This is a genomic window from Aquimarina macrocephali, assembly GCF_051627225.1.
Lineage (GTDB): Bacteria > Bacteroidota > Bacteroidia > Flavobacteriales > Flavobacteriaceae > Aquimarina > Aquimarina macrocephali.
Genome location: NZ_CP151795.1, coordinates 2,592,733 through 2,604,780 on the forward strand (window position 1 = coordinate 2,592,733; position 12,048 = coordinate 2,604,780).

A 12,048-nucleotide genomic window follows, 5' to 3' on the forward strand; every position below is an offset into this window, starting at 1 on the left:
GAAAAATAGTTAAAAATAAAAATAGATTAAAAATTAAATAAAACGAGATTCAAATGGAAACAACTATGTACAATGAGCATGGATCATCAAACGTTAGCCAGCTCAAACAAGAAGAAAATGGCGCGCTAAAAGGTAATGAATCAGAAACAGCATTTGCTGAGCTGGAACGTGGAGTGCATGCAGCACTAGAAACTTATTCCAACGTACATCGTGGGAGTGGACACAATTCAATGGTATCTTCTCACCTATATGAGCATGCCAGGGATATTGTATTGGAATATATGGGGCTTAACAAAGATAGATACATTGTCATTTTTTGCTCTTCCAAAAGAACAAATAGTTTAACATCACAACTTAAGTCAGGAAGCTATCAATTTTTGACAAGCCTAGAGATTGGTTTGCCGTTGGGTATAACCGCAGTTGTTGTTGGGAAAAAAGCATTACCTAAAGGCACTCCATCCGAGTGTGGTGGAGGAACGGCCAGACTTGTTGCGGCAGAATGGATAATCTGGAATAACGGACCAGACAAATTTGAGGCAGGTACTCCAGCCATTGTTAATGTCATTGCATTTAGTAAGGCACTTCTCTTAATGAAGCAATATGGAAAAGATATCTTTAAGAAATTATCTCAAAAGGATCTTAGCGTAAATGAGTTAATATATAAGGATGAGTTAGAGAAATACTCCGGACTGGAACTTATGAAAAAACTTAAACAAACCTTAATAGGACGAGGTCTCATTGTACCAACCATGGAAGGCGAAAGACAATTCGTAAACCTGGATAATAGTGCCAGTACGCCTACATTTACTCCAATTTGGAACACGTTTCGTGAGGCATTACGTTTGCCAGAGAAAAGAAGACAAGAAGTAGTACAAGAAGTAAAAACTATTTGTAGTGAAATCCTGGGGGCACCTCTCGAAAACTATGATATTATTTTTACTAAAAATACTACCGAATCCATCAACCTTGTATCTGAAAACCTGATTAATAATCCCGAAAATGATATTGATCCAGTAGTACTGATCTCCCTACTGGAGCATTCCTCTAATGATTTACCTTGGCGTATGATTTCCCAAAACTCTCTGATCAGGCTAGGAGTGAATGAAGAAGGTTTTATAGATTTAGTAGAACTGGAAAAAAATCTACGGGAATATAATCTAGAGTATAAGTACGCAAAGAAACGTATTAAGGTTGTTGCTCTGAGTGGTGCTTCTAACGTTTTAGGGTCATGTCACAACATCAAGGAAGTAAGCTCAATTGTTCATAAATATGGCGCAAAACTTCTGATAGATGGTGCCCAGGTAGTTGCTCACCTTAAGGTTGAGGTAGAAAAGGATGGGATCGATTATATGGCTTTTTCTGCTCATAAAATATATGCCCCATTTGGTACCGGAGTATTGGTGGTTAAAAAAGGATTACTCAATCATAACCTGAATGAGAAGAAACGTATCCAATTGTCTGGAGAAGAAAACATAGGAGGGATTGCGTCATTGGGAAAAGCACTTGTGCTTTTACAACGCATCGGTATGGATGTGGTTCACAAAGAAGAACAAGTATTGACTAAACGAATATTAGATGGGATGTCAAAAATACCTGGACTAACTGTTTTTGGGGTAAATGATCCAAAATCTCCTAAATTTGATGATAGGATAGGAGTTATTGTTTTTGAGACAAAAGGAATTTTGCATAACAAACTAGCAGAAGAGATGTTTCGAAAAGGAGGCATTGGTGTAAGATACGGTTGCCATTGCGCCCATTTATTAGTTAAGAAAATAACAGGTATTAGCCCTGTACTCGAGCAAGTACAACGTATTGTTCTAACTGTAGCTCCAAAGACTCAATTACCGGGAGTTGTTAGAGTAAGTCTTGGAATAGAAAATACAGAAGAAGATGTAGACATATTAATTGAGGTATTACATAAACTAATTCAACAAATCAAAGAGAAACCTAGTGGGGCGCAAAAAAAGGCAAACTCAAAAGCAGAAGCGGATTTCCAGAAACAGTTGGATGATTTCTCTCAGGCAGCAGTTAAAAGAGTTTATGCTTAGTTGCTAAAAAGGGTTACAACATATGTTAATACTCATGAATAAAAAATAATAACCTTACTCCAAAGCATAATCTGGTTTTGGAGAATTCCTAGAACTTAAATTTTATTTACAAGAATTTCATTAGATATGCTGAGGTAGGATTTTGTTTACATATCTCCGATAGCCTTATTCATGGCAGATCTTTTGTGTCAGTAAGCCAGCATTTAGGATAGATATCAAGAAAGATAAATGATCTTGAGTGACTACTTGGTAATTGACATTGGTAATTGAATTTCAATGTTCTATTGATTAAACGAAGCCTTCAAGATGGCCTATCGTAAATCAAATATCATCAACGATACATTAAATTAAAAAACTAAGATACAGGTAATGTAGCTTAATCTGGTATGCTCAAAAAAATCGTATACCAATCACACAAAAACTTAATTTTTAACCATTTAATAATAGAAAAATATATGCGTATAGCAGGAATTGAAGCAATGAATGTCTTCGGAGGCACAACATTTTTGGATGTAGAAAAACTTGCAGAATATCGTAAATTAGATACCTCTCGTTTTAAAAATCTTCTTATGAAAGAGAAGACGGTAGCATTACCATATGAGGACCCAGTCACTTTTGGAGTAAATGCTGCTAAGCCTCTCATAGATGCTCTTAGTCCGGAAGAAAAAGATCGTATCGAGCTGGTAATCTCATGTACAGAATCGTCCTTTGATTTTGGGAAATCAATGAGTACTTATTTTCACGAAATTTTGGGGTTGAACCGCAATTGTCGCTTGTTTGAGTTAAAAAATGCATGCTATTCTGGGGTGGCCGGTTTTCAAATGGCAATCAATTTTATCTTGTCTCAAACTTCACCTGGGGCAAAAGCTCTGGTAATTGCTACAGATGTATCCCGTTTTATGATAGAAGAAGGTGGGGATGCACTCACTATGGAATGGTCATTTGCAGAACCTAGCGGAGGAGCCGGAGCGGTTGCTATGCTGGTTAGTGAGAAACCTTATGTGTTTCAGGTAGATATTGGCGCTAATGGATATTATGGTTATCAGGTGATGGATACTTGTAGACCTACTACAGATGGCGAAGCCGGAGATTCTGACTTGTCATTACTCTCTTATTTAGACTGTTGTGAGAATTCTTTTTATGAATACCAAAAACGTGTTCCCGAGGCAGACTATGCCAAGACTTTTAGCTATCTGGCCTTTCATACTCCTTTTGGAGGAATGGTCAAAGGAGCACATCGTAATTTAATGCGCAAAGCAGTGAAAGCAAAGCCTAAGGACATAGAAATGGATTTTGAGAACCGAGTAGTTCCCGGATTGGTCTACTGTCAGCGTATTGGCAATATTATGGGAGCGACAGCCATGATGTCACTCGCTAGTACGATTGAGAATGGCAGTTTTGACGCACCACAAAGAGTTGGATGTTTTTCTTATGGGTCAGGTTGTTGTTCTGAGTTTTTTAGCGGTATAGTAGGTGAAAAAAGTCAGGAAAGTATACAAAAGTTCAAGATTAAAGAACAATTTGATAAAAGGTATGAACTAAAAATGGATGAATATGAAGATTTACTGGTAGGTAGCAATGCAGTAAAATTTGGTACACGCAATGTAAAATTGGATACTGATTTTATTTCTCAAGCTAGAAAAACGTTGAACAGAGAGACACTTTTTTTAAAAGAGATTAAAGAATTTAAAAGAGAATACGAATGGATATCATAAGCAATGCAACGTTATACGAAACTATAAAAACCAGATTTGAAGGAGATATTTGTTTTATTCAAATCGATCGTCCAGAGGCTAAAAATGCAATTAATAATAGGTTGATCGAAGAGTTTACAAATGCACTTGATCTATGTGAAGAGTTGGCAAAAATCGTGGTTGTCGAAGGTTCTCCTGAAGTGTTTTGCTTTGGAGCAGATTTCAAAGGAATTCAACAGAGTATTGAAAACGGGACTCAGCACCAAGATCAAAACCCCGAACTAATGTATAATCTATGGCAAAAATTAGCTTCAGGCCCATATATTACCATTGCACATGTTAGAGGAAAGGCTAATGCCGGTGGAATGGGTTTTGTAGCTGCTTGCGATATAGTACTCTGTGAACAGAAAGCAGTATTTAGTTTATCAGAACTTCTTTTTGGACTGATGCCTGCCTGTGTTTTGCCTTTTCTGATCCGTCGAATAGGATTCTCTAAAGCACATTACATGACATTAATGACTCAACCTGTACAAGCAAAAGAGGCATATGACTGGGGATTGGTGGATGCATATGATGAGAATAGTAAAAACCTGTTGAGAAAGCATTTATTACGCCTACGCTTGCTTTCCAAGCAAGGAATAACCAGTTATAAAAGTTATCTGAATAAATTGGACAATTTTCCAAATGCTTCTAAGTCACACGCTCTTGCAGCTAATATTGAAGTGTTTTCTGATGAAAGGAACCTGAATAAAATAGCAAGATTTGTAAAAACCGGGCAATTTCCCTGGGAAAAAGGATAAATAATACATACGGATGTAATACCCGGTAAGATTAGCAATGAAATCGAATTTGCTCATACTGTTTAAATCATTCAAAAATCAAACCCAATTAACATTCTGGGCGTGACTTCAAATGATTTTGATACATCATTAACGTCACGAAGAAAACAAATCATTATTAATTTATTTTTTAGAGAGAGGCATGAAGAATTGCTCCAACTTCACCAATGATGTTGTATATAGTATTATCATCTCATTTATAAGTATTTCATGTATTTATGGCCAGATTCCTGTAGAAAATGATACCATAGAAGACATCGAGGATTTCGATATCATTGATATGGAATCTACTCTAGTTGAAGAAAAAAAGGATTCCATTTCATGGGTTTCAGATGTGTTTAGTGCAATGCGTTTGGGGATACAATATGGATTTACGTATAAAGCCGAAAAACCAGATAAGATAATGAATAACCGGTTTTCGTTTCGGTTAGAATATTCTAAATCCTTCTTGGAGTACCTTTCAGTCCATATAGACACTAAAATGTTTACTTTTCTCAAAAATGATCATAGGATTCGTGATGAAGAGGATATAGTGGCATTGGAAGGAAGAACAAGAGAAGCTTATTTACAGACTAGTTTTAATAAAACAAGTATCAAAGCTGGAATTCAGATAGTTGTATGGGGGGAATCTGATTATGCGATTGTTACTAATGAAATAGGCCGTTTGGATTACCGGGAACCGCTAAGTCTCAATATGGATGACCTTAGGATAGGACAACCTATGCTAACCATAGACCAGTATTCATCATTTGGATATTGGAGTGCGTTTTTTGTGCCTTATTCCGAATTTAACGAACAACCTCGAAAAGGAACAGGATATTATTATGATCCTTTTGACGGGAAAGTTGAATATCTAAAGGAAAAACAAAAGGGAAATTTTTCTGAATATGGTTTACGTTGGAGAAAAACCTTCGGAAAAAGTGACATTAGTATTATGGCAGCCAGTTTGATAGATAATCAATATGCCTTACGAATGGTCAACCCTGATCTTATTACCAAAAGTAAGCAACGGTTTTTTATGACTGGTGTTACCTTCAATCGAGCAATCAATAATTTACTCGTTAAAGGTGAAGTAGCAATAAAATCTGAAAAAGCATATAACGATGCATCGTTTCAGGTTGTAAAAAAAAATGCTCTGGATGCTTCACTTGGTGTTGATTATTCCCCCAACAGTACTTTTACGTTAAGTATAGAAGCAGTGAATTACCATATCATGGACTGGTCAGACCAAATTCAGGGAATTCCCAGAAATAATTATATAGCCCTTTTGGCCTTGAGCAAACAGCTAATGAAAAATAATCTATCCCTTAGTTGGGCTTCTATGTACAACGGACCTTATACTAATTTTTTTAATGTGTTATCGGCTTCCTACAATTGGAATGATCATATCACTTTGAATTTTGATGCACTCATTCCTATCGTGGATGATGCCAGAAGTGGATTTTACCCTTATCGTGATCAAAAACAGGTTGCTTTTAGGGTTTTGTATCAGCTTTAATTGATTACATAATGAAAACTATATATGGTACTTTTTCGTGGCTATAAATAGAAAAAGAAGAATTCTGATAATATTGAAGTAAAACATCTTATCCGGTTACCAGAAGATTTTTCAGGTTTCCTAATCATATTGGTTATACAAAAAGTACAATGAGGTTAGGAAATCCTGTCATTAAATAAAAAAGATCAAATGAATAAACAGATTATAAGTATGTTCTCTGGCCAGGGGTCTCAATACTATGAAATGGGTAAAGAACTCTATGAACATAATGAACAATTCAGATATTGGATGGATCATTGTAATGAAATAGTTTTTCCATTAATAAGAACCTCTTTAATTGATGTTTTATATCGGGGAAAGAGAAAGAGCGAACCCTTTGATAACATTCTTTATACGAACCCTGCTTTATTGAGTATCCAATATAGTATGTTCAAAATACTTAAAGGAATGAATATCCAACCAGATTTTCTTATGGGATATAGTATGGGGGAACTCCATGCAGCTGTTGTTTCAGGTGCCATTTCCCTGGAAGATGGGATCAGGGTATCGGTTGATATAGCTAAGCTTGTTCATGAAAAGACCCAACCTGCAGGTATGTTGGCTATTATGGGATCAAAATCAATAATGATCCGCTACCCAGATCTTTTTCGTAATTGTTGGTTTACAGCGGGAAATTTTCGAGAGAACTTTGTTGTGAGCGGTTTGCCTCACACAATACAAAACCTTTATCAAAACTTAAATAAGGAAAATATTATATCACAAATATTACCAGTAAAATATGGGTTTCATACCAAACTCATAGATCCAATCGAAGAGCATTATAAGCAAATTTTCAAAGATATTCGGGTAGTACCTCCCAAAATTCCAGTGATATCGTCATTGCAAACAGGGACAGTCCAGGAATTGAACGGGGACTATATATGGAAAGCTATCCGTAATCCTGTTAATTTCGAGCAAACTGTTGAAAGAATACTGGAAACCGAAGATTATGCTTTTATAGATATAGGACCTAGTGGAACTTTGTCAACTTTTGTTAAATATATACTTCCTTCAGATTCAGGTTCTATTTCATTGCAAATGATAAATCAATTCGGAAGTGATTTAAATGTCATTCAAAAATTAAAAACTTGTTTGTGTTAGTGAATCACTGCTATAAACATTCTTCAGAAGTATTGACGAAAAATATTTTATAAAAAAACAATAAGAAAAGGTGCTGTACCCAAGAGGCTTAAGGGGAAGGTCTGCAAAACCTTTATTTCAGTGGTTCGAATCCACTCAGCACCTCTTAAGAATATAATAATCTGTAAGTTTTGAATTTTGAATCTACGACTTACGCAAATGGCGCTGTGCCCAAGAGGTCTAAGGGGAAGGTCCGCAAAGCCTTTATTTCAGTGGTTCGAATCCACTCGGCGCCTCTATAAATGCAAAATAGAGCACATTAATTTACACATCAATGAAATTTGAAAATCTGATAATGGATATTGGATATACCGATACGGGTTACAGCGGTATAGTACAGGTTGTCATACTGAGAATGACTTATATGTCTATGGTGAACTATAGTTATTTGGTGGTTGACCATATTAATAATCAAGCTATTATTGTGGATCCGGCCTGGGATATGAGAAAAGTAGAGCAGGCACTGGAGAATACCGAAACAGTCTTAAGCGGAATTTTACTTACTCATTCTCATCTTGATCATATTCATTTAGCCAAACCTCTGGCAGAAAAATACGGCTGCCCCATTTGGATGTCTAATGAAGAAATTAGGTACTCTGGTTTTCATGCTCCACAATTAGAAGGTGTCGGTACAACACCATGGTCAGTTGGCCAAATACAGATTGAACCTTTATTTACCCCGGGTCATACACCTGGCGGTATGTGTTATCTAATAGGAAATAGTTTATTTACCGGGGATACATTATTTGCCGAAGGATGTGGCTTATGTTTTGACATGCAAGGAGCACATAATATGTTCGAAAGTATTGAATATCTAAAAAAAAGGATTGTATCAGATACGCTCATTTTCCCAGGTCATAGCTATGGAAGACCACCTGGTCAGGTATTTTCAGAAGTATTGAAGCAGAATATATATCTGCAATTTAAAAACAAAAATGATTTTGCTGCATATCGTTTAAGAAAGGGACAGAATAAATTGAACTTTTTTGATTTTCAGTAAGATAAAATCTTAAGCAAAAAAGAAGTGTATAATATTTAAATAAATAATAGAAGTTATGTCAAAAGAACATGTTTTTGAAGTAGTAAAAAATGTTATTATAGAAGTGCTTCCGGATATAAATCCGGATCAGGTTCTCATTGAAAGAAATCTACGGGAATTGGGTGCGAATTCGATTGATAGGATGGAGGTTGTTACCATGTCGATGGAAGAATTAGACCTAAAAATACCTTTAATGAGCTTTGCTCAAGTAAGCAATATTCAAGGTATGGTAGACGTGTTGGCTGAGAACTATACGATATCTGTCGAAAGTAATTAATATAGCTAATGGTATTGCCAATAGATTACTAAAATAAGATAGATGATAGTAACCACAAATAAGGTTGGAATTACCGGTATGGGAACAGTTTCTTCTGTAGGAAATGGTGTTTCCACATTTAGCAACTCGTTAAGATATGGAGAATCGGGTATTAAGCAAATACCGACTATAAAGGAGCCAAAAATATCTGTTGATATTGCTGCTAAGATAGAAGACTTTTCCTTCTCTGATTCTATAGATCGTTTTCAAAATGTATCAGAAGAGAAATATCATCACGCCAAGCGATTAGGTAGAAGAGCTCCTTTTGTTATTCAAACATCCATTATATCTGCCTTAGAAGCATGGTTTAGTGCCAGATTGCAAGATAACAAGCCTTTGCCAGAGCGAATAGGATTGATTGTTGCTGGGCATAACAGTACTCAAAATTATCAATATGACTTGATTTCAAAATTCAGGAAAAATCCGGAGTATCTATCTCCTCGATATGCACTTGAGTTTTTGGAGACCAATCAAATCGGTGTTTTGAGCGAACTATTTGGTATTGAAGGTGAAGGATTTGCCGTAGGAGGAGCATCTGCAACCGGGAATGTCGGTATTATAAAAGGATATCAGCTTGTTCACTCAGGTCTGGTTGATGTGTGTTTAGTGACGGGTGTTGTTGCTGACCTTTCCCCAATGGATATTCAAGGTTTTATTAACATTGGAGCTATGGGAGGTAAGAAATATATAGATCAACCAGAAAAATCCTGCCGCCCTTTTGATGCACAACACGAAGGTTTTATTTATGGACAAGCTAGTGCCAGTGTAATTCTAGAATCAGAAATAAGTGCTACTAAAAGAGGCATTCCATTCCTGGCGGAAGTCAAAGGTTATGGATTGAACCTTGATAGCAATAGTTCTGCTAATCCAAATGTAAATGGCGAAGCAAAAGCGATGCTTTCAGCGTTAAATCAAGCTGGGTTATCAGTTTCAGATGTTGATTATATAAATACTCATGGAAGCTCTTCTCCCTTAGGAGATAAAACTGAAGCAGAAGCTATTAGCAAAGTTTTTAAAGATCATACATCTGATCTGTGGTTAAATTCTACCAAAGGGTTAACAGGGCACTGTTTGTATTCGGCAGGCATAGTAGAGACAATTGCCACAGTTGAACAAATGAGACAAGGATTTCTACATCCAAATAAAAATCTGGAAACCCCGATTTGTAACGATTTACAGTTTTGTGGTACTGCAGCTGTTGATTATCAGGTTGATGTTGCAATGAGTAACTCTTTTGGTTTTGGTGGAATAAATACTTCGATCGTATTAAAAAGAAGATAAAATTATAAACCTAATATAAAAAACAAGATAAAAATGAAGAAAACATATGTATTTCCTGGGCAGGGCTCCCAGAGAAAAGGAATGGGAGAGACGCTTTTTGATGAGTTTCCTGCGTTAACAAAGAAAGCGGATAAAATATTGGGATATTCTATTAAGGAACTTTGTTTAGAAGATCCCAAAAATCAGTTGAATCAAACACAATACACTCAACCAGCACTATATGTTGTGAATGCTTTGTCTTATCAGAAGAAAATTAAGGGTGGAGAAAAACAACCAGATTTTTTAGCAGGCCATAGTCTAGGTGAGTATAATGCATTGCAGGCCTCTGGCGTGTTTAGTTTTGAAAGCGGTCTTAAGCTAGTTAAAAAGAGAGGCGAACTCATGAGCCAGGCTAAAAATGGAGGAATGGCTGCTATTTTAAATTCTTCAGAAGAAAAAATTCTGGAAATACTTAAGGATGCAAACCTGATTACTATTGATATAGCCAACTTAAATGCCTCTTCTCAGATTGTTATTTCAGGTTTAAGAGAAGATATTGATAAGGCACATCCATTTTTTGAAAAAGCAGATATCATGTTTATACCTTTAAACACCAGTGGTGCATTTCACTCACGCTATATGAAAGAAGCAGCTGCTGAATTTGAAAAGTTTGCAAAGAAGACAAGGTTTTACAAACCAAAAATCGATGTAGTTGCTAACGTTACCGGAAAGCCTTATGCACATGGTAATGTAGCTCAGCATTTAATAGATCAGTTATCCAACAGTGTAAGATGGTCCGAAAGCATGACATATTTGCTGCATCAGGGAGAGATGGAATTTGAAGAACTGGGAGTAGGAGATGTACTGACCAAATTGATGGGGTATATCAAAAGAGATTATGCAAAAACGGTTAAGGAACAGGCCGGTAAAAAAGCAGAGACCAATCAAGAAAAACGTTCCCAAGCAGCACCTAGTAGTTCAAAGAAAGCGACCAAACCAGTTAAAAAAAACAAATCGGTAACAAAAAAAGCAAAACAAAAGAAGCTATCAGACCCGACTAAACTTGTCGAACAATGGAACGAAGTTTACCCGGTAGGAACAAGGGTAATCTCAGACTTTTATGAAAATGAACTGGAAACCAGATCAGAAGCCACAATATTATTTGGGCATCGAGCAGCAGTATATATCAAAGGGTATAATGGATATTTTGATCTAAGAGAAGTGAAACCTGTTCAAAGGAGTTAAATGAAAAATAAATTAATATTTATTTTTTTAGATGGAGTTGGCTTAGGAAAAAATGTAGAATCAAACCCATTTACCAGAGCTTTAATGCCAACAATGTTTAACCTAGTTGGCGAGGTATTAACCAATACCACAAATGTTGTAAAGCAAAATTTTCTGGTGAAAGGCATTGATGCATGCCTGGGAGTTGAAGGAGTACCTCAAAGCGCGACAGGGCAGTCATCTTTATTTACCGGATATAATGCTCAGGCATTTTTAGGACATCATTTGATGGCGTATCCAAATGATCAATTGATATCATTGATCAATAAAAGATCAATTTTTAAATACGCCAATGAGAATTATATCAAAAGCATTTTTGCTAACTCCTATACCGATGGTTTTTTCAAATCTTTTGATACGAATTCTCCAAATTACAGTGTGACTACACGTTGCGTATTAGCAGCCAAAAATAGTTTTAATACTATGAATGACCTTATTGAAGGCAGAGCTGTACATTGGGATATTACAAACCTTACTTTACAAGATGTGCCCAATAATAAAATACCTTTAATAACTCCATTTATAGCCGGAGAAAATTTAAAGAACTTAACAAAAGATCATGATTTAATTTTATATGAATGTTTTTTACCCGACTTAATAGGGCATAGAAAGGATATGAATAAATCCATTATGTTTTTGGAGATGTTTGATGAATTTCTTAGTGGAGTAATTCATGATAAACCAGAAAATACTCATGTTTTAATTACCAGTGACCATGGGAATATTGAAGACCTTTCTTTTGGCGGTCACAGTAAAAATGAGGTTCCGTTTATTTTCTTTGGTAAAGAAGCACATCACTTTTTAAAAGTGAGAGCTATTGATGAAATATTCAATACCATATTTTCAAAACTATTTAATACGGCCTCTATTACTAAGTTTGAAAAGATTTGA

At 35.9% G+C, this 12,048-nt stretch carries 10 protein-coding genes and 2 tRNA genes; all 12 read left to right on the plus strand.

Annotated features, from left to right (window positions below):
• The first annotated feature begins 53 nt into the window (after nt 1–53).
• On the plus strand, nt 54–2,048 hold the full coding sequence (locus AAFU52_RS11300) for an aminotransferase class V-fold PLP-dependent enzyme (protein ID WP_024772254.1): 1,995 nt from the start codon (nt 54–56) through the stop codon (nt 2,046–2,048).
• Between the two features lie 455 nt (nt 2,049–2,503).
• Nucleotides 2,504–3,763, plus strand: coding sequence for a hydroxymethylglutaryl-CoA synthase family protein (locus tag AAFU52_RS11305; protein WP_024772253.1), 1,260 nt, complete (start codon nt 2,504–2,506; stop codon nt 3,761–3,763).
• Complete coding sequence (locus tag AAFU52_RS11310; protein WP_024772252.1) at nt 3,751–4,542, plus strand: enoyl-CoA hydratase/isomerase; 792 nt, start codon at nt 3,751–3,753, stop codon at nt 4,540–4,542. The genes AAFU52_RS11305 and AAFU52_RS11310 overlap by 13 nt, the downstream gene beginning before the upstream one ends.
• A 181-nt stretch (nt 4,543–4,723) precedes the next feature.
• Nucleotides 4,724–6,079, plus strand: a complete 1,356-nt coding sequence (locus AAFU52_RS11315) for a DUF1302 family protein (RefSeq protein WP_438426455.1) — start codon at nt 4,724–4,726, stop codon at nt 6,077–6,079.
• 189 nt (nt 6,080–6,268) lie between these two features.
• A complete protein-coding gene (locus AAFU52_RS11320; protein WP_024772250.1) occupies nt 6,269–7,219 on the plus strand; it encodes an acyltransferase domain-containing protein in 951 nt (316 codons plus the stop codon).
• Between the two features lie 69 nt (nt 7,220–7,288).
• Nucleotides 7,289–7,363 (plus strand) — tRNA-Cys (locus AAFU52_RS11325).
• Between the two features lie 56 nt (nt 7,364–7,419).
• A tRNA-Cys gene (locus tag AAFU52_RS11330) sits at nt 7,420–7,494 on the plus strand.
• A gap of 38 nt (nt 7,495–7,532) precedes the next feature.
• Complete coding sequence (locus tag AAFU52_RS11335) at nt 7,533–8,258, plus strand: MBL fold metallo-hydrolase (protein ID WP_438426456.1); 726 nt, start codon at nt 7,533–7,535, stop codon at nt 8,256–8,258.
• A gap of 55 nt (nt 8,259–8,313) precedes the next feature.
• The gene (locus tag AAFU52_RS11340; protein WP_024772248.1) at nt 8,314–8,574 is read left to right on the plus strand and encodes an acyl carrier protein; all 261 of its coding nucleotides are present in this window, start codon (nt 8,314–8,316) and stop codon (nt 8,572–8,574) included.
• Between the two features lie 42 nt (nt 8,575–8,616).
• A complete protein-coding gene (locus AAFU52_RS11345) occupies nt 8,617–9,894 on the plus strand; it encodes a beta-ketoacyl synthase N-terminal-like domain-containing protein (protein WP_438426457.1) in 1,278 nt (425 codons plus the stop codon).
• A gap of 33 nt (nt 9,895–9,927) precedes the next feature.
• Nucleotides 9,928–11,118, plus strand: coding sequence for an ACP S-malonyltransferase (fabD, locus tag AAFU52_RS11350; protein ID WP_024772246.1), 1,191 nt, complete (start codon nt 9,928–9,930; stop codon nt 11,116–11,118).
• The gene (locus tag AAFU52_RS11355) at nt 11,119–12,048 is read left to right on the plus strand and encodes a phosphoglyceromutase (protein ID WP_024772245.1); all 930 of its coding nucleotides are present in this window, start codon (nt 11,119–11,121) and stop codon (nt 12,046–12,048) included.

Bases quoted from the DNA above. Each gene is read 5' to 3' on its own strand.
- AAFU52_RS11300 (WP_024772254.1), top strand. From the start codon at position 54: ATGGAAACAACTATGTACAATGAGCATGGATCATCAAACGTTAGCCAG.
- AAFU52_RS11305 (WP_024772253.1), top strand. From the start codon at position 2,504: ATGCGTATAGCAGGAATTGAAGCAATGAATGTCTTCGGAGGCACAACA.
- AAFU52_RS11310 (WP_024772252.1), top strand. From the start codon at position 3,751: ATGGATATCATAAGCAATGCAACGTTATACGAAACTATAAAAACCAGA.
- AAFU52_RS11315 (WP_438426455.1), top strand. From the start codon at position 4,724: ATGAAGAATTGCTCCAACTTCACCAATGATGTTGTATATAGTATTATC.
- AAFU52_RS11320 (WP_024772250.1), top strand. From the start codon at position 6,269: ATGAATAAACAGATTATAAGTATGTTCTCTGGCCAGGGGTCTCAATAC.
- AAFU52_RS11335 (WP_438426456.1), top strand. From the start codon at position 7,533: ATGAAATTTGAAAATCTGATAATGGATATTGGATATACCGATACGGGT.
- AAFU52_RS11340 (WP_024772248.1), top strand. From the start codon at position 8,314: ATGTCAAAAGAACATGTTTTTGAAGTAGTAAAAAATGTTATTATAGAA.
- AAFU52_RS11345 (WP_438426457.1), top strand. From the start codon at position 8,617: ATGATAGTAACCACAAATAAGGTTGGAATTACCGGTATGGGAACAGTT.
- fabD (WP_024772246.1), top strand. From the start codon at position 9,928: ATGAAGAAAACATATGTATTTCCTGGGCAGGGCTCCCAGAGAAAAGGA.
- AAFU52_RS11355 (WP_024772245.1), top strand. From the start codon at position 11,119: ATGAAAAATAAATTAATATTTATTTTTTTAGATGGAGTTGGCTTAGGA.